19 protein-coding genes are annotated in these 18,283 nt (G+C 48.9%); 8 read left to right on the top strand and 11 right to left on the bottom strand.

Going from position 1 to position 18,283, the window contains the following annotated elements:
* Positions 1-80: 80 nt before the first annotated feature.
* The 3 genes from yegP to AABJ99_RS08850 all read left to right on the top strand — a co-directional run bounded on the left by yegP (position 81) and on the right by AABJ99_RS08850 (position 1,766).
* On the top strand, positions 81-413 hold the full coding sequence (gene yegP, locus AABJ99_RS08860) for a YegP family protein (protein ID WP_005075721.1): 333 nt from the start codon (positions 81-83) through the stop codon (positions 411-413).
* A gap of 98 nt (positions 414-511) precedes the next feature.
* Positions 512-1,231 (top strand): tetratricopeptide repeat protein, encoded by a 720-nt coding sequence (locus tag AABJ99_RS08855; RefSeq protein WP_039021730.1) that lies wholly within the window; start codon positions 512-514, stop codon positions 1,229-1,231.
* A gap of 121 nt (positions 1,232-1,352) precedes the next feature.
* On the top strand, positions 1,353-1,766 hold the full coding sequence (locus tag AABJ99_RS08850; protein ID WP_237427020.1) for a hypothetical protein: 414 nt from the start codon (positions 1,353-1,355) through the stop codon (positions 1,764-1,766).
* Positions 1,767-2,039: 273 nt separating this feature from the next.
* Here the strand turns inward: AABJ99_RS08850 and AABJ99_RS08845 are convergent, their stop codons facing one another.
* Entirely contained in the window at positions 2,040-2,645 is a 606-nt protein-coding gene (locus AABJ99_RS08845) for a hypothetical protein (RefSeq protein WP_039021731.1), read from the bottom strand.
* 201 nt (positions 2,646-2,846) lie between these two features.
* Between AABJ99_RS08845 and yegQ the strand changes: the two genes are divergently transcribed.
* The gene (yegQ, locus tag AABJ99_RS08840) at positions 2,847-4,208 is read left to right on the top strand and encodes a tRNA 5-hydroxyuridine modification protein YegQ (RefSeq protein WP_000476037.1); all 1,362 of its coding nucleotides are present in this window, start codon (positions 2,847-2,849) and stop codon (positions 4,206-4,208) included.
* A 513-nt stretch (positions 4,209-4,721) separates the two neighbouring features.
* On the opposite strand, the gene AABJ99_RS08835 is transcribed toward yegQ, so the two are convergent.
* The gene (locus AABJ99_RS08835) at positions 4,722-5,039 is read right to left on the bottom strand and encodes a hypothetical protein (RefSeq protein ID WP_001353116.1); all 318 of its coding nucleotides are present in this window, start codon (positions 5,037-5,039) and stop codon (positions 4,722-4,724) included.
* A 482-nt stretch (positions 5,040-5,521) separates the two neighbouring features.
* Here AABJ99_RS08835 and yegS point away from each other — a divergent pair, with 482 nt between their 5' ends.
* Positions 5,522-6,421: a lipid kinase YegS gene (gene yegS, locus AABJ99_RS08830; RefSeq protein ID WP_039021732.1), complete on the top strand. Its 900-nt coding sequence runs from the start codon at positions 5,522-5,524 to the stop codon at positions 6,419-6,421.
* 81 nt (positions 6,422-6,502) lie between these two features.
* Here the strand turns inward: yegS and AABJ99_RS08825 are convergent, their stop codons facing one another.
* The 8 genes from AABJ99_RS08825 to fbaB form a co-directional block, all read right to left on the bottom strand.
* A complete protein-coding gene (locus AABJ99_RS08825; RefSeq protein ID WP_039021733.1) occupies positions 6,503-7,276 on the bottom strand; it encodes a DeoR/GlpR family DNA-binding transcription regulator in 774 nt (257 codons plus the stop codon).
* A 105-nt stretch (positions 7,277-7,381) separates the two neighbouring features.
* Complete coding sequence (gene gatD, locus AABJ99_RS08820; RefSeq protein WP_039021734.1) at positions 7,382-8,422, bottom strand: galactitol-1-phosphate 5-dehydrogenase; 1,041 nt, start codon at positions 8,420-8,422, stop codon at positions 7,382-7,384.
* Positions 8,423-8,469: 47 nt separating this feature from the next.
* Complete coding sequence (locus AABJ99_RS08815; RefSeq protein ID WP_000490663.1) at positions 8,470-9,825, bottom strand: PTS galactitol transporter subunit IIC; 1,356 nt, start codon at positions 9,823-9,825, stop codon at positions 8,470-8,472.
* 3 nt (positions 9,826-9,828) lie between these two features.
* Positions 9,829-10,113 (bottom strand): PTS galactitol transporter subunit IIB, encoded by a 285-nt coding sequence (gene gatB, locus AABJ99_RS08810; RefSeq protein WP_000823263.1) that lies wholly within the window; start codon positions 10,111-10,113, stop codon positions 9,829-9,831.
* A gap of 34 nt (positions 10,114-10,147) precedes the next feature.
* On the bottom strand, positions 10,148-10,597 hold the full coding sequence (gene gatA, locus AABJ99_RS08805) for a PTS galactitol transporter subunit IIA (protein ID WP_039021735.1): 450 nt from the start codon (positions 10,595-10,597) through the stop codon (positions 10,148-10,150).
* A gap of 9 nt (positions 10,598-10,606) precedes the next feature.
* On the bottom strand, positions 10,607-11,869 hold the full coding sequence (gene gatZ, locus AABJ99_RS08800) for a tagatose-bisphosphate aldolase subunit GatZ (RefSeq protein ID WP_039021736.1): 1,263 nt from the start codon (positions 11,867-11,869) through the stop codon (positions 10,607-10,609).
* A 28-nt stretch (positions 11,870-11,897) separates the two neighbouring features.
* Positions 11,898-12,752 (bottom strand): tagatose-bisphosphate aldolase subunit GatY, encoded by an 855-nt coding sequence (gene gatY / locus AABJ99_RS08795; protein WP_039021737.1) that lies wholly within the window; start codon positions 12,750-12,752, stop codon positions 11,898-11,900.
* A 227-nt stretch (positions 12,753-12,979) separates the two neighbouring features.
* The gene (fbaB, locus tag AABJ99_RS08790) at positions 12,980-14,032 is read right to left on the bottom strand and encodes a class I fructose-bisphosphate aldolase (protein WP_039021738.1); all 1,053 of its coding nucleotides are present in this window, start codon (positions 14,030-14,032) and stop codon (positions 12,980-12,982) included.
* 256 nt (positions 14,033-14,288) lie between these two features.
* Between fbaB and yegT the strand changes: the two genes are divergently transcribed.
* Genes yegT through yegV form a run of 3 tightly spaced genes read left to right on the top strand, consistent with a single transcriptional unit; the run spans position 14,289 to position 17,529 of the window.
* A complete protein-coding gene (gene yegT, locus AABJ99_RS08785) occupies positions 14,289-15,566 on the top strand; it encodes a nucleoside permease (RefSeq protein ID WP_338387538.1) in 1,278 nt (425 codons plus the stop codon).
* Positions 15,563-16,567 carry an ADP-ribosylglycohydrolase family protein gene (yegU, locus tag AABJ99_RS08780; RefSeq protein ID WP_039021740.1) on the top strand — a complete coding sequence of 335 codons (1,005 nt, stop codon included), beginning with the start codon at positions 15,563-15,565 and terminating at the stop codon, positions 16,565-16,567. The genes yegT and yegU overlap by 4 nt, the downstream gene beginning before the upstream one ends.
* Positions 16,564-17,529, top strand: coding sequence for a carbohydrate kinase family protein (gene yegV / locus AABJ99_RS08775; RefSeq protein WP_039021741.1), 966 nt, complete (start codon positions 16,564-16,566; stop codon positions 17,527-17,529). The genes yegU and yegV overlap by 4 nt, the downstream gene beginning before the upstream one ends.
* Here the strand turns inward: yegV and yegW are convergent.
* Positions 17,503-18,249 (bottom strand): GntR family transcriptional regulator, encoded by a 747-nt coding sequence (yegW, locus tag AABJ99_RS08770; RefSeq protein ID WP_000434034.1) that lies wholly within the window; start codon positions 18,247-18,249, stop codon positions 17,503-17,505. The genes yegV and yegW overlap by 27 nt on opposite strands.
* Positions 18,250-18,283: the final 34 nt, after the last annotated feature.

Below are 18,283 nucleotides of genomic sequence, written 5' to 3'. Positions count from 1 at the left end.
TGAAAATCGCTCATACTTTAATCGGCAAACAGTCCTTTTAGATGCTGTTTTCGATACGCAATTTCAATCAAGGAGTCATTATGGCTGGTTGGTTTGAACTCAGTAAGAACAGTGATAATCAATTCCGGTTTGTGCTAAAAGCGGGCAATGGGGAGACTATCCTCACCAGCGAGCTGTATACCTCAAAAGCCTCTGCGGAAAAGGGCATCGCGTCAGTGCGTAGCAACAGCCCACAAGAAGAACGCTATGAGAAAAAAACAGCAAGTAACGGCAAATTCTATTTCAATCTGAAAGCCGCCAATCATCAAATTATCGGCTCCAGCCAGATGTACGCCACCGCGCAATCTCGTGAAACCGGAATTGCCTCCGTTAAAGCCAATGGCACAAGCCAGACGGTGAAAGACAATACGTAATTACGATGCCGGGCGTGGGTTGTTGGCGTCCGGCTTTATTTCCGACTCTCACGGCATTACTATCACGACTGGAATTATTCACTTTAAATGGATTTAACATGCAATTACCCTTTTTCATATCTTTAGTTTTGCTATTGTCGGCTAATGCACATGCTGAGATAACTGACGAGCAAATTAACACTGATTGCGCGAAAATCACCATGTATGCAAGCCAGGGGCAGGCATTGTATAAAGCGAAAAACTACCCTGCGGCACGCAAATACTTCGAACAGCAAGCCGCATGGAGTGAAGACTGTAAAGCTAATGATGAGAAAGCGATCGCCACGGCTTATAACAATGTCGCACTGACCTGGATGCGTGAGAATCAATGGCGCAAAGCCCGTGCCTGGCTCATGCTTCTACCGCAAGATTCCAAATCCATCTACAATTTGCAACTTATCAAAGATAATCTCGCAGATTTGCCCTCTGATTTTTCAACAACCAATGAATACTGGAGCTACGCGGGCAAAGCGACATGGAATACGTTCATCTTTAAACCCGCGCGGTTAACAGGCAAGATGCAGGTAGATTTTCAGGGTTATTACTTTGGTATGATGGGCATTTACAGTGGGCCAAATATCGGTGAGTTTTCTGAATCTGTAACGCTGAACAATGGCACAGGCGTAATTGCATTGCGTGATGATGCAGACAATATGATTCACTGCAATATTGCTCTCAAACTTACTACCGAAACGCTTGAAGTAAGCACCAATACGCCGAACGACTGCGGCTTCGGGGCCAACGTTAGTGCAGACGGCCCTTACCTTCGTGTCGATTGAGCAGACCGGGATGAAATGATTAAAGATACTTAGATTCTTATTGACAGAAAATAACCGCCCGCAAATTCGACAAGCAACGTTGTTTAGTCTTACTGATCGAGCTATAGAAATTCCTCCGGCGTTGAACAGCGCATTACTGCTGGATAACAATACGTTGATCCGTCTACGCGCTAAAAACATGCTTAATGACGTCATGGATGTTGCGCAATTCTGGCGTCATGTTGTCACCTCAACTGAATATACTCCCTCACAGCGCCGGGCTGCTTTATATGGTCTGGACTCCATTCATGATGCCAATATTTTAAAACTGGCAGAATGGGGATTATCTCAGAATGTATTCCCACTGCGTTTAGCCGCAATGCACATTCTTGCAAAAGATAATCCTGATGGCGATGTCAAAAAGACTATTCTCAGCACACTGGCAAACCCGGACGCTACCGGGCTGCGATTAATGGTTAACATCTGTGTATGGTGTCGCGTTCCGCTCACGTTCGAGGAAATACGGCAGTTGCAGGAAAACGCACCGTCAGTTTAACATGCTTGCGCATATTGTCGGCTTTATCATAGTTTGAACAAATGGGACGGTTTAATTCTTCTGCTGCAATCGCAACACAAGCTAACTGAAGAATTTGCAGGTAAACAGCTCGCAATATGGCAACGCAAATTCAATCTTTCGGACATTCAACCAAATGCTCCTCAGCGTCAGCAACTTCAGGCGCTTTTTACCTGCAATCCGGAACTTCACAACAGATTATGGGGTTACATTCCCTTCAAATAACATCACTGCTTGCGGGCGGATAAATCTTTATCACGCCCCACAATCACCAATCTGATCCACCACCGTCAGATACCAGTCACGGTCATAACCGTAAAGTTGACTTAAATAAAATACCAGTCCATCGCTCCCCCCTTCTGGCGCAGCGACCACACGCACGGCCCCGTACTCCATTCGACGCGCTGCGGCAATCTGCGCATCAGAAATAGTGTTTCGCGGTGAACCAAACATCTGCGTGAAGACCAAATTACGGCTGACTTTATGGTGTGTATCGCTGCTGCTAATAAAATATCCGTGCTTATTCCAGCCACGTTCACAGTCAAATTCCGGGATAGTTTTCTTATCAAACTCTTCATCTCGCGGAATATGTTCCCATGCCGAAGGCCACAGTAAATACTCGGGAACAGGCGTTTTAAAATCAATTGACTTAAAATTTTCGACATCCATCGAAGCGCCACGCTGGAAGAGAACATACAACCCCGTTTTTTTATCAATTAACGAGTTGATTAATTGAGCATCTTCTTGCTGAAAGCCGATAATCACCTTGCGAGCAGTCTCCTCCAGCGAAAGACCGGCAGTAGCGGGCAGAGAAAACAGAACCAACAGAGCCAGCGTGATTCCCTTCTTTAACATCCACATGTTTTAACTCCTCAGCATTCACAGTCGTAAATATACTCAATTCTGATGTCAATTGTACGCCAGGCATCGAAAAGCTCATCACAATTACACTGGAGCCAACCCCGCCGATTGCGCTACAATGCCCGCCCTTAAAGTGGGGGCACTCCCCTAACCGCTTCATCAGGTGAAGCGGATCTGACCTGTCATCAGAACGAGAGAATTATGTTTAAACCGGAACTCCTTTCCCCGGCGGGAACGCTGAAAAATATGCGTTACGCTTTCGCTTATGGCGCAGATGCTGTTTATGCGGGCCAGCCGCGTTACTCCCTGCGTGTGCGCAACAACGAATTCAACCACGAAAATCTCCAGCTCGGCATTAACGAAGCCCATGCGTTGGGGAAAAAGTTTTATGTCGTGGTCAACATTGCACCGCACAATGCCAAGCTGAAAACCTTTATCCGTGACCTGAAACCGGTGGTTGAAATGGGGCCGGATGCGCTGATTATGTCCGATCCAGGGCTGATTATGCTGGTGCGTGAGCACTTCCCTGAAATGCCGATCCATCTCTCGGTACAGGCTAACGCCGTGAACTGGGCGACGGTGAAATTCTGGCAGCAAATGGGCCTGACCCGCGTGATCCTCTCTCGCGAGCTGTCGCTGGAAGAGATTGAAGAGATCCGCAATCAGGTGCCGGATATGGAGGTAGAGATCTTCGTTCACGGCGCGCTGTGCATGGCCTACTCCGGTCGCTGCCTGCTCTCTGGCTATATCAACAAGCGCGACCCGAACCAGGGCACCTGCACCAACGCCTGCCGCTGGGAGTACAACGTCCAGGAAGGGAAAGAAGATGACGTTGGCAACATCGTGCACAAGTACGAGCCGATTCCGGTGCAAAATGTTGAGCCGACGCTGGGTATCGGCGCGCCAACCGACAAAGTGTTTATGATCGAAGAAGCCCAGCGTCCGGGCGAGTATATGACCGCGTTTGAAGATGAGCACGGCACTTACATCATGAACTCGAAAGATCTGCGCGCCATCGCCCATGTAGAACGCCTGACCAAAATGGGCGTGCATTCGCTGAAAATCGAAGGCCGTACCAAATCTTTCTACTATTGCGCACGCACCGCACAGGTTTATCGTAAAGCTATCGATGATGCCGCTGCGGGCAAACCGTTCGATACCAGCCTGCTGGAAACTCTGGAAGGTCTGGCGCATCGTGGCTATACCGAAGGTTTCCTGCGTCGTCATACTCACGACGATTATCAGAACTACGAATACGGTTATTCGGTTTCTGACCGCCAGCAGTTTGTTGGTGAGTTTACCGGTGAGCGCAAGGGGGACCTCGCGGCGGTAGCGGTGAAAAATAAATTCTCCGTTGGCGACAGCCTTGAGCTGATGACGCCGCAAGGCAACATTAACTTTACCCTTGAGCATATGGAAAACGCCAAAGGTGAAGCTATGCCGGTCGCACCAGGCGATGGTTATACTGTGTGGATCCCGGTACCGCAGGATCTCGAACTGAATTATGCGCTGCTGATGCGTAATTTCTCCGGGGAAACCACGCGTAACCCCCACGGTAAGTGATTAATTTCGATTATTTTTCCCGGATGGAAAATTCTTAGAAACCGATCACATACAGCTGCATTTATTAAGGTTATCATCCGTTTCGCTGAAAAACATAACCCATAAAATGCTAGCTGTACCAGGAACCACCTCCTTAGCCTGTGTAATCTCCCTTACACGGGCTTATTTTTTATGCATAAACCATAGAGACGGATTGATCCCAGGTGACCGTCTTCCATTGACCACATCGATAGAATCCCCCTTCATAGCACGATGCCTTTCACTTAACGGCATCGTGCTCGTACAGGTTCCGGCTACGCACAATCAGAACGCGCATGTTTGACGCTTACAAAAAAATGAACTTATAGCATTGGAATATTTTTGACATCATTTTCTGATGGCTGCATAAAAATAAAATTTCTGCTTTAGTTTCATCTACCTGTTTGTCATTATTACTCACATTCAATAATGGTGTTGAAGAATACCTTATCAGAGATAAAAATGGATGTGTCCATGGTAGTCTTGAATCTATTCTCACTCTCCACATTTGAATGTCAGACGCGCGACGCCATGTAATCCTGCCCCTTCAGTCTTCAGGTTAACTATCTGCATTTTTTTTCCCTGAGTAACACAGAAATTAGCTGCATCATTTTTCACTATATTTTCCGCACCAGATATTCTGCCCCTGGCTAAAGATGCTTCGGCTTCAGTGTAGTATTGGTTATCGAGTTTACGCTGGATATTACTTTTATAGGCAAGACCGAATTTACCGATACTTGTCTCATCATTATGCACAGCACAACCAGACATAAGAAAAACACTAATTAATGATATAGCAGCTGTCTTTTTCATCTCACCTTCCCCCATTAAACACCAACGACACTCTCTAGTGTTGAAATATAATAATGACATCATTGTCATTATTGAATAGGATTATAATAAATGTTTTGTGCAGAATTTCCTACATAAGTAGGAAATACAGACATGGAGGCCTATCACAGATAACCTCATAGGAATTATTTAATATAATTGGAATCGTACATTGAGGATGCCATTGCTTTGTTGAATATGATGCATATGCTCTTTTGAAGTTTGTCCCTGACTACCGTTAATGTTCGCTGCCACGCTGAATCCACAGTAAAATAATGCTTAAGTGCTTTCAGTGATCATTTATGCCGATAAAAACCGAGTGTACCGTTGCCACCCTTACTGGTAACCACTGAATTCCCCATCCTTGAACTGATTTTTTATCCTCCGATTTTCATCCTGTTCTGACTCCGCCTTTTCTTTTCTGCTCTACACTATCTACAGACCAATCATAAAGGCATACGATTATGGCAGAATTTCCCGCCAGCTTACTGATTCTTAACGGCAAAAGTACTGACAATCAACCCTTGCGCGAAGCAATTATGCTGTTGCGCGAGGAAGGAATGACGATCCATGTGCGGGTCACCTGGGAGAAAGGCGATGCCGCCCGATTTGTAGAAGAGGCCCGGAAGCTGGGCGTCGCAACGGTAATTGCCGGTGGCGGCGATGGCACTATTAATGAAGTTTCCTCGGCGCTGATTCAGTGTGAGGGCGATGACATACCCGCGCTGGGGATTTTGCCACTAGGTACAGCGAACGATTTCGCGACCAGCGTGGGTATACCTGAGGCACTGGATAAGGCGCTGAAACTAGCAATTGCTGGTGATGCTATTGCGATTGATATGGCGCAGGTCAACAAAAAAACCTGTTTTATTAATATGGCAACGGGTGGGTTTGGGACACGTATTACCACAGAAACGCCGGAAAAATTAAAAGCAGCGCTGGGTGGCGTCTCTTACATCATTCACGGCTTAATGCGCATGGATACACTGCAACCGGACCGTTGTGAAATCCGCGGTGACAACTTTCACTGGCAAGGTGACGCACTAGTCATTGGTATTGGTAACGGCCGTCAGGCAGGTGGCGGTCAGCAATTGTGCCCGAACGCATTAATTAACGACGGCTTGCTGCAACTACGCATTTTCACCGGCGATGAAATTCTTCCGGCTCTCGTATCAACCTTAAAATCTGACGAAGATAACCCGAATATTATCGAAGGTGCTTCGGCGTGGTTCGATATACAAGCGCCACACGAAATTACCTTTAATCTTGATGGCGAACCGTTGAGTGGACAAAACTTCCATATTGAAATACTTCCGGCAGCATTGCGCTGTCGATTACCACCGGATTGTCCATTATTGCGTTAATCAAATTTCCCTTTCTTAATTCAGGGAGTATCAGTGATGCCGGATTCGGTGTACACACCTTATCCGGCATAAAGAACAATGCTACACCGTAATTAATTTCACCCGTGTTTTCTGCAATGCCAGTTTATCCACCTCTGACACGGCATCATCAGTAATAATAATATCAATTTTTTCGATTGGCAGTACCTGATTAAAACCGCGACGGTTAAATTTCGATGAATCGAGAACGGCAATCACTTTATTAGCGGCTGTGACCATCGCACCGCTAATCGAATAACCTTCATTAAAGGTCGTAATACCATTAACCGCATCAATACCATCAGCACCGACAAACATTAAATCGGCATTAATATCCTGCAATGAACGCTCGGCAATGGAGCCATGCATCGAGCGCGTTTTATGGCGGACCGTGCCACCACAGACGACCAGAGTAATGTCTTTATTTTCGGAAAGGGCAAACGCCGCCGGGAGACTGTTGGTAATCACCGTGATATTTTTGGCGGTCATTAAACCTTCGGCGATAAGCATTGTCGTACTTCCGCTGTCGAGAATAACGGTCATCCCTTCGTGGATCATTTTGACTGCCGCCTGCGCTATTCTGTTTTTCGGCGCGCTGGCGAGCTGAAATCGCTCTTTAAACCCGACTTCCTGGGTCTCGGTTTCACTATTACCGGACATTATTTTCGCCGCACCGCCATGAAAGCGCGTAACCACGCCTTTTTGTTCGAGAAAGCGCAAATCGGCACGGATTGTCGCTTCCGAGGCAGCAAATACTTCCGCCAGATCCTGAACAAGCACGGTTCCCTGTTCATTCACTAATTGGATGATCTTATTCCTTCGCTCGAATGAATTCATCGTCATTTACCCATATTCAATTGTGGCTAGTGTAAACGAAGGGGGACCATTGGTGAATGATCTGTTTTGCACAATACCGGGCCAGCATCACGCTGGCCCGCGGTTTCAGGGAATAAGCAACACTTTGCCCGGCATAGCATTACGAGCGATGTCACGCACCGTCTGGGCGAAGCTTTCAAAGCTTCCACGGTGAGCGATTAATGGATCCAGGCTTAACTTACGTTCTGTCAGCAACCGGCTCGCCGTTTCCCACTCCTGCCCCGGCCAAGGGCTGGAGTAGTTCATCCAACTGCCGATAACCGTCAGCTCTTTACGTAATATTTTGCCAAACGTTGTCGATGTTAAATGCAGATTCTGATGCAACGTGCCCACCAGCGCCAGCTGGGCATGAGGCCCGGCAATCTCTACCGCCAGTTCGACGGTTTGCGGGACGCCAGCCGTCTCGAGGATAAGCTGATTAAAGCGCAGCTCGCGTAAAACGCCCTGCATTTGCGGCGCGCTCATTTCAAGGCTGTTAAATGTTTGCATCGCACCGAAAGATTTTGCCAGTGCCAGTTTTTCTGAGCTAATGTCGATAGCCGTCACACTCTTTGCTCCCAGCGCGACAGCGCACTGAATGGCCAGCAGGCCAATGGTTCCGGCACCAATAATAATAACGTTTTTATTCTCACAACCTTGCGCTAAATGGAAAGCATGCAGGCCAACGGTAATCGGTTCAATAAAAGCCCCATCCTCAATAGGCATATGCGCAGGTAGAGCAAAGACATTTTTCCGCTTAACGACAATATATTCGGCAAACCCACCATCACGCCGTGAGCCAATAAAATCATATTTTGCGCACTGGGAATAAAACCCTTTCAGACACTCTGGACAAGTAAAACAGGGTAATAACGGCACACAGGCAACCGCATCGCCAGGATGTAAATCATCAACACCGGATCCCACAGCATCAATATAGCCGCTAAATTCATGGCCTAACGTTATTGGATAATAATGTGCACCATTTTTAAAAATTCTGGGTAAATCGGAACCACATAATCCCGAGCTGGCAATTTTTACCCGCACCTCATCCTGATGTTTAATTTCAGGAATGACTCGTTGGGCAACGCGTACGATACCATCAGTATCATTCACCACTGATTTCATAAAAACTCCTGATTATTAAGGGGGATAAACTCCCCCTCAGGTAAAAATTATTCTGCGAGAACGGCTTTTTCTTGTTTAATAAAGCCGCGCGCTCTACGCCAGGTCATGAAAATACCGGTAAGATAAATGGCACCGATAATAATGAAACCGGGAATATTTTGCGGGGAGAAAACCTGAATCAGTAACCAGGTAATGGGAGAACCGCCCTGATCCATTGAAGCCACCATGCCCCCGGCTTTTAACGCCCCAGCATTAGCCGCCAGTTGGGTGTGCAAACCAATAGTTTGCGTCGCGATCCACAGGGTGATGCTCATAATGATGACACCCGAGATTAAGGTGCGGAACAGATTTCCACGATGCACGGCAACTGCCATCGCAACAAAGAAGCCGATGGTGGCAAGGTCGCCAAACGGCAGTACCTGATTACCCGGAACACAAACAGCAATTAAAATGGTGAGCGGGATAAAAATCAGGCTTGCCGATACCACCGCCGTATGCCCCAGCAGCAACGCCGGATCAAGGCCAATCAGGAACTCCTGACCGCCGAACTTCGCCTGTAAACGACTACGGGCCTGCTTAGCGATGGGCGTTAAACCATCCATGATGGGTTTAATCACCCGTGGCATCAGCAGCATAACTGCCGCCGTTTTTACCGCCAGCTGCAATACACCTTTGACATCGTAACCCGCGAGGATGCCGATAATCAGCCCCATCACAAAGCCCACGGTGACAGGTTCGCCAAATGGGCCAAATTTGCGCTGAATATCGTCGGCGCTAAATTTAATACGGTTAACGCCTGGGATTTTCTCGATGATAGCATCCACCAGCACCGCAATTGGCCCCAGATAGGCCGACGTACCGTGCGGAATAGCAATGCCTTCCAGCTCAAAGAAATTTCGGGTATCGCGGGCAAACCAGTCGCCGAGCTTATAAACAAACGCCGCGTGAATTACCACACCCGCCATCCCTATCATCCATGAACCGGTTGCCAGATGCAGCAATGCGCCGGTGAAGGTCATATGCCAGATATTCCATATATCAACATTTACCACCCGCGTCATACGGGTCAGTAGCATCGCCACGTTAACCAGAATCGCAATCGGAATCGCCACCAGCGCAATTTGCGACGCCCAGGTCATTGGTGAAGAGCCCGGCCAGCCGACATCGACCACATGCAGATTCAGGTCGAAATTTTCCGCCATCGCTTTCGCCGCCGGGCCAATGGAATCCAGCATTAAGCCAATCACCAGGCCAATGCCAACAAAGCCAATCCCGATATGCAGACCCGCTTTAAAGCAATCGCCTGCCTTCATGCCTAATATCTTAGAAAAAATAATGATGACAATCGGCAACATGACCGTAGGGCCGAGGTCGAGAATATAACGCATGACTTCTGAAAACATAGGTCACCCCTGTAAGATAGTCAGAATTTTATTTTGTAATGCTTCGATACCGACACCAGAAACAAAAGGCATGCCGTGAACTAACGGAATATCGCCAAAACTGCGGTCAACTCTGGCGGTAGTACAAATAAGATGCACACCATCCATATAGGTTTCTATTTCATTAACCCGACACTGGATTAATTCAACGGGGATATTATGGCTATGACACAACTCTTTAATTTCTTCCGCCGCCATCGTAGAGGTCGCAACCGCGCCTCCGCAAGCGACAATTATCTTGCGTTTCATAATCAATCCTTTTTATTGGTACAGAGGTTTTTGGTTATTCGGAATCTAAAATATGCTGTGTGAAATATTCCTTTAATTGCAATTCAGAAATGGTGATTAGCGTTTCAACGATATCTGGTTGCTGCAACTTGCCAAATAAGCACCGCAAAAGCTTCAGTTGCTGCTGCGGATTTTCGACAATCAGCGCGATAATCAACGACACCGCCACGTCGTAATCATCATCAGCTTGCTGAAACTTTATTTTATTCGCCGGTCTTAACAGATAAATAGCTGACGACTTAGCATGAATCGCCTCACAATGCGGTATTGCAATGGCGTGCTGTTCAAGCATTATCCCGGTGGGGAATTCTGCTTCTCTGGCAATTAATGCCTGTGGCCAGGTTTCATGAACCACACCTTTCGCGATCATCTCATTACCGATATGAGTTAAAACTTCGCTACGATCGACAAAAGAAATTCCGCTACGAACAAACAGGTTAGTCATATACCGTCCTTATTCCGCACAGCCGTAGCGATAGGCACGCAAAACATCATAAATTTTATCCATAATCAACTGATACGGTATTGCCGATAATTCCCCGAACTGTATGCGTTCAAATTGTTTGGGTAGATACTGACTAATCATGCCCAGTGGGATGTCCACGTCTTCCAGATTCGCCATCATCGTTTCAACGCTATTTTTAATTCGACTATGCGGCCAGTAATAACGAATACGATCCGACAGGCTGTAACGAATATCCAGTAATGAATCGTTAAAACCCGGGCGATAATATTTCTTCCAGTACTGCGGTTCGTCGAGCATCACTTCTTCAATCACCGCCAGGCAACTGCTACGATTTTCGGGGCCGATAAGCTCCTGTTCAATTTGTGCCAGCGCAAATATCGCCTCGCGTAAAGCAAAGGTTAATGCGGGGCCGACTTTCAATATTGCAAAGTGATCGCGGACTAATTCCCAATAAGCCGTCCGGGTCTGGTAATCGGTAGAATGTGCTTCATAAACCATTCGGGTGTTTTCTATCCATTGCGCCAGCGCCTGCGCTTCTTGCGGCTGATAATGGATAATATTGCTGTGATCAAATTCCACACCCGGCTGTACCACGATGGCAATCACGCGTGTTAACGCCTCTGTCAGCCCACGAGCAATAAAGGCCTTTTGATGCGTACGTAAAGTATTGGCGGCATCTTCAACCCGGGTAATGTGTACTGACTGAATGGCGCTGGCCTCACCGCCCGGAACCGGAACTTCGGTGCCAATGACATAGCTCAGTTGCTCACGCTGGTAATCTGTCGCCACACTTTCCGCCGCCTGACAAAGCACGGCAGCACGTTCAGCAACCGTTTCTGGCGCTAATGGTATTGGATCCCCCGCACATGACATTGACGCATCAAGGTGAATTTTACTGAACCCCGCTCGAACATATGCTTTTACCAGCTCGACGGATTTTTCCATCGCCGTATCCGCATTTTCTTGCTGCCAGCAGTTCGGTCCCAGATGGTCGCCGCCGAGAATGATACGCTCACGAGCAAATCCGACTTTATCGGCAATCGCAAACACAAATTCGCGAAAGTCCGCCGGTGTCATTCCGGTATAACCGCCAAATTGATTGACCTGGTTTGACGTTGCTTCAATCAGCACTTTGCGCGTGCTGTTGTGATCGAATGCCAGCGCCGCTTCGATAACCAACGGATGGGCAGAACAGACTGAACATATGCCGATATGTTCACCAGCTTTATGCCGGGCAATTAACGTTTTCATGTTTTTTCCTTGTTAAATGGCAGGTGCGTTATGCCCTGCCCTCGCAGCCACAATCGGCAATCACTTTGCTCACCACATCGCGCATTGCGGATTTAGCCGACTGCAAATAATCCCGGGGGTCAGTCGCTTCAGGGTGCTCGGTCAGGTAATTTTTTAACGCCTGCGAGAATGCATTTTTCAGCTCCGTTGCAACGTTGATTTTGCATATCCCCAGTTTGATGGTTTGCTGAATATCCTTAGTCGATAATCCTGACGCACCATGCAGCACCAGCGGTAAGTTCACCCACTGGCGAATGTTCTCCAGTCGAGAAAAATCAAGCGCCGGTGCGCTGGCATACATACCGTGAGCCGTGCCGATGGCGACCGCCAGGGAATCAATCCCGGTTGCCTCGGCAAATTCACGCGCCTGAACGGGGTTGGTGTACAACGCATCTGCTTCATTGACTTGCACATCATCTTCCTGGCCGCCAAGCTGCCCCAGCTCTGCTTCGACGCTGACATCAAAGCGATGGCAAAAATCCACCACCTCTTTGACCCGTGAAATATTTTGCGCAAAAGGCAAATGCGAGGCGTCAATCATGACTGAGCGCACGCCAGAACGAACCTTCTGAGCGATATCGTCAAATTTCGTGTGATGGTCAAGATGAATCGCCAGTGGATGGTGATATTGCTTCGCCATCGCGCTGACCAGCGCCACCAGATTTTCTGTACCAGCATGAGTAAATGTGCCGGGCGTTCCGGCGATGATGACCGGCGCATGCATGCTGGCAGCGGTTTCCACCACCACTTGCATCGTTTCGAGATTATGAATATTGAATGCCGGAACCGCGTAACCGCCGCGCTGCGCGTTGTTCAGCATTTGCTTTGTCGATACCACGTACATTTTCACATCATATCGCTTGTTTTCGATTTCAAAATATAATGAAATTATTTGTTTTCAAATGTCGAGATAACGATCACAAAAACAACAATATGAAAATCAATCCAGAATGACAGGCAATAAAAACGGCCTCCCGGGGGAAGCCGTAACAAAGTGCACGTTGTTTTATGTCAGATGCGGCGCGAACGCCTTATCCGCCCTACGGGGTAGTGCTGTTCGTATGAGGCGTATCAGGCGATAGTAATTTTGCTATCGAGATAAACGTCCTGCACGGCGTTAATCAGTTTCACGCCGTCAGCCATCGATTTCTTGAACGCCTTACGTCCAAGAATCAGCCCCATTCCGCCAGCGCGTTTGTTGATGACCGCAGTACGCACTGCATCGCTGAGGTCAGTTTCACCGCCTGCAGCACCGCCGGAGTTTATCAACCCTGCCCGGCCCATATAGCAGTTAGCTAACTGATAACGCACCAGATCAATCGGGTTTTCGCTGGTCAACTTGCTGTACACGCGATCGTCGGTATAACCGTAATTAATCGCTTTATAACCGCCGTTATTTTCCGCCATTTTTTGTTTGACGATATCTGCACCTATGGTTGCCGCCAGATGGTTCGCCTGACCTGTCAGGTCGGCGGAAACATGGTAATCAACGCCATCTTTCTTAAAGGCGGTGTTACGCAAATAGGCCCACAGCACGGTCACCATGCCCAGCTCGTGCGCACGTTCAAAGGCCGCAGAAATTTCTTCAATCTGGCGACGTGACTCTTCCGAGCCAAAATAGATGGTCGCGCCAACCGCCACCGCGCCCATGTTGAACGCCTGCTCCACGCTGGCATACAGCGTTTGATCGTAAGTGTTCGGGTAACTTAGCGTCTCGTTGTGATTAAGTTTGACAAGGAATGGAATGCGATGCGCGTAACGCCGCGATACCGATGCCAGCACGCCGTAAGTTGACGCCACACAGTTACAACCCGCTTCGATCGCCAGTTCAACAATGTTTTTTGGATCAAAGTAGAGCGGGTTAGCGGCAAATGAAGCTCCGGCAGAGTGCTCAACGCCCTGGTCAACCGGCAGAATAGAAAGATATCCTGTGCCAGCCAGACGCCCAGTGTTGTACAACGTCTGCATATTACGTAACACCGCTGGCGGGCGATTATTGTCAATCATCACGCGGTCTACGTAGTCATGTCCGGGGAGATAAAGCTGGTCAGAAGGAATAGTCATACAACGGTGCTGTAAAAGGTTGTCGGCGTCTTTGCCAAGCAACTGCGCAATATCTGTCATTACTATGCTCCCGTAAATTCCGATTGGATATCGGCTATGGATTGTCCTGGCCCGCCTTTTGCGGGCAATCATAATCCTGGTCGTTACAGGCGAGTTTTTCCATCTTTTGGATGTTTTTTCAGCGTTTTCTGTTGGCTCGATTCATCAGAAAAAATGTTACCGCGGTCAAATTTTCACCTCAAAGGTATTTAAAAGGTATTATTAAATGGTATTGTCATCGCGTACCTTACATTACCTGTCATGAAGGAATTAAAAGATGAAAACAACAGCAAAGCTGTCGTTCATGATGTTTGTTGAATGGTTTATCTGGGGCGCGTGGTTTGTGCCATTGTGGTTGTGGTTAAGTAAAAGCGGTTTTAGTGCCGGAGAAATTGGCTGGTCGTATGCCTGTACCGCCATTGCGGCGATCCTGTCGCCAATTCTGGTTGGCTCCATCACTGACCGCTTTTTCTCGGCGCAGAAAGTGCTGGCGGTATTGATGTTCGCTGGTGCGGCGCTGATGTATTTCGCTGCGCAACAGACCACTTTTGCCGGGTTCTTCCCGTTACTGCTGGCCTACTCGCTAACCTATATGCCGACCATTGCGCTGACTAACAGTATCGCTTTTGCCAACGTGCCGGATGTGGAGCGTGACTTCCCACGCATTCGTGTGATGGGCACTATCGGCTGGATTGCCTCCGGTCTGGCATGTGGATTTTTGCCGCAAATGCTGGGTTATGCTGATATCTCTCCGACTAACATCCCGCTGCTGATTACCGCCGGAAGTTCTGCTCTGCTCGGTGTGTTTGCGTTTTTCCTGCCCGACACGCCGCCAAAAAGCACCGGCAAAATGGACATTAAAGTCATGCTCGGCCTGGATGCGCTGATCCTGCTGCGCGATAAAAACTTCCTCGTCTTTTTCTTCTGTTCATTCCTGTTTGCGATGCCACTGGCGTTCTATTACATCTTTGCCAACGGTTATCTGACAGAAGTCGGCATGAAAAACGCCACCGGCTGGATGACGCTCGGCCAGTTCTCTGAAATCTTCTTTATGCTGGCATTGCCGTTTTTTACCAAACGCTTTGGTATCAAAAAGGTATTATTACTTGGTCTGGTCACCGCTGCGATCCGCTATGGCTTATTTATTTACGGTAGTGCGGATGAATATTTCACCTACGCGTTACTGTTCCTCGGCATTTTGCTGCATGGAGTAAGTTACGATTTTTACTACGTTACCGCTTACATCTATGTCGATAAAAAAGCCCCCGTGCATATGCGTACCGCTGCGCAGGGGCTGATCACGCTCTGCTGCCAGGGATTCGGCAGTTTGCTCGGCTATCGTCTTGGCGGTGTGATGATGGAAAAGATGTTCGCTTATCCGGAACCGGTAAACGGACTGACTTTCAACTGGTCCGGGATGTGGACTTTCGGCGCGGTGATGATTGCCATTATCGCCGTGCTGTTCATGATTTTTTTCCGCGAATCCGACAACGAAATTACGGCTATCAAGGTCGATGATCGCGATATTGCGTTGACACAAGGGGAAGTTAAATGAAAACAGAACGTATTCTCGGTGCTCTTTATGGGCAGGCGTTAGGGGATGCGATGGGGATGCCCTCCGAGCTTTGGCCACGCAGCCGCGTTAAAGCACACTTTGGCTGGATTGACCGTTTTCTGCCTGGACCAAAGGAGAATAACGCGGCCTGTTATTTTAACCGCGCCGAATTCACCGACGATACCTCAATGGCGCTGTGTCTGGCGGATGCGTTACTGGAACGTGAAGGCGAGATCGATCCGGATCTGATTGGGCGTAATATTCTCGACTGGGCGCTGCGTTTCAACGCCTTTAACAAAAACGTGCTTGGCCCAACTTCGAAGATTGCGCTTAACGCCATTCGCGACGGTAAACCCGTTGCTGAACTGGAAAACAATGGCGTGACTAACGGCGCAGCGATGCGCGTCTCGCCATTAGGTTGTTTGCTTCCGGCGCGTGATGTTGATTCCTTTATTGATGATGTAGCGCTGGCGTCCAGCCCGACTCATAAATCCGATCTGGCGGTGGCAGGCGCGGTAGTCATCGCATGGGCGGTTTCTCGTGCCATTGACGGAGAAAGCTGGTCAGCGATTGTTGATTCACTGCCTTCAATTGCGCGACATGCACAGCAAAAACGCATCACTACCTTCAGCGCCTCACTGGCAGCACGTCTGGAGATTGCGCTGAAAATTGTGCGCAATGCCGACGGCACCGAATCCGCCAGCGAACAGCTTTACCAGGTCATTGGCGCAGGTACCAGCACTATTGAGTCCGTTCCGTGCGCCATTGCGCTGGTTGAACTGGCACAAACCGACCCGAATCGCTGCGCCATTCTGTGCGCCAATCTTGGCGGCGACACAGACACCATCGGCGCTATGGCGACGGCGATTTGCGGCGCATTGCATGGCGTTAACGCTATCGATCCTGCGTTTAAGACGGAGCTGGATGCGGTAAATCAGCTTGATTTTAATCATTACGCCACGGCGCTGGCGAAGTATCGCCAACAACGGGAGGCGGTATGAGCGGCGCTCGATTACACACGCTGCTGCCTGAATTAACCACGCGTCAGCCGGTGATGGTCGTCGGCGCGGCGGTCATTGATGTGATCGCCGACGCTTATGCCCTACCCTGGCGTGGGTGCGATATCGAACTGAAACAGCAGAGCGTTAACGTTGGCGGCTGTGCACTGAATATTGCCGTGGCGTTAAATCGCCTCGGTATCGAAGCGGGTAATGCCCTGCCGCTCGGCCAGGGTGTGTGGGCGGAAATTATTCGTAACCGGATGGCGAAAGAAGGATTAATCAGCCTCATCGATAACGCCGAAGGCGATAACGGCTGGTGTCTGGCGCTGGTTGAGCCGGATGGTGAACGCACGTTTATGTCGTTCAGTGGTGTGGAAAATCAGTGGAATCGCGAATGGTTGGCGCGATTAACCGTTGCGCCTGGCAGCCTGCTCTATTTTTCCGGTTATCAACTGGCCTCGCCCTGCGGTGAATTGTTAGTGGAATGGCTGGAGAGTCTGCAAGACGTGACGCCGTTCATCGATTTTGGCCCACGTATTGGCGATATCCCGGATGCATTACTGGCGCGAATCATGGCCTGTCGACCTTTAGTGTCACTCAATCGTCAGGAGGGTGAGATTGCCGCCGAACGTTTTGCTTTATCAGCAGAGATAACAACACTTGGCAAGCAATGGCAGGAGAAATTTGCCGCGCCGTTGATCGTTCGTCTCGATAAAGAAGGCGCATGGTATTTCAGCAATAACGCTTCTGGCTGCATCCCAGCATTTCCAACGCAAGTTGTAGACACCATTGGGGCGGGCGACAGTCATGCAGGTGGCGTATTAGCTGGACTGGCCTCTGGTTTGCCACTGGCGGATGCCGTATTGCTGGGCAATGCAGTGGCGTCGTGGGTTGTCGGGCATCGCGGCGGTGATTGCGCGCCAACCCGCGAGGAACTACTCCTCACACACAAAAACGTATAGATCACTGCGACAGTGGCTGATGCTGTACTCAATAGGCCGTTGCTGTTGGTCAAGCGCCACTTGCTTGATCACCAGCACCGGTATTTTACTATCTAATTGAATATGTGACTGAAACTCGGCATCCGGCATCCGGGCGCTAACGCGGGAACGGGTACGCTTTGGAAAAATATGCTGACTGCGGAAGTAGTCATAAAGAGAGATTCCGATGGCATCAACATCATGAATTAAATGCGCCGGAACCCACGACTCCTCAATAGAGACCGCTTCTTCATCAACATAGCGAATACGCTTAAGCAAAAAGACATCACTTCCTGCTTCGACCGCCAGCTGCTGCGCGACTTCTTCGGGACATTTCACGACACGCTTGTTAACCCATAGCGTATCGGGCTTTTTCCCGCGCAACACCACCTGCTGAGAAAATCCTCGCGCTTCTTTTAACGAGTATTCAAAGATGTTATTGATCTGCGTGCCGTAGCCGCGCGAACGCGTCACCACGCCCTCTTCTTCCAGCGCCTGCATCGCCTTGCGCACCGTAATACGCGAAACGCCGGTTAACTGACTTAAATCGCGCTCGCCGGGTAAAATATTGCCATGTTCCAGCACCCCGCTGCGCACGGCATTTTTCACCGTTTCGGCAAACTTAATATAAAGCGGCGTGTTATCCGCCGCTAAAATACGTTCGTTCAGTTGGGCAATCAGCTGGGTATGCGCTTGTTCCATTTGTCTTTTTCCAGGCGATGAGTCTGGAGGGAGT

Origin of the sequence: Escherichia coli (assembly GCF_036503815.1) — a bacterium.
Lineage (GTDB): Bacteria > Pseudomonadota > Gammaproteobacteria > Enterobacterales > Enterobacteriaceae > Escherichia > Escherichia coli_F.
The sequence above is the reverse complement of the archived record's forward strand: the minus strand, read 5'-3'. Positions and strand labels throughout refer to the sequence as shown.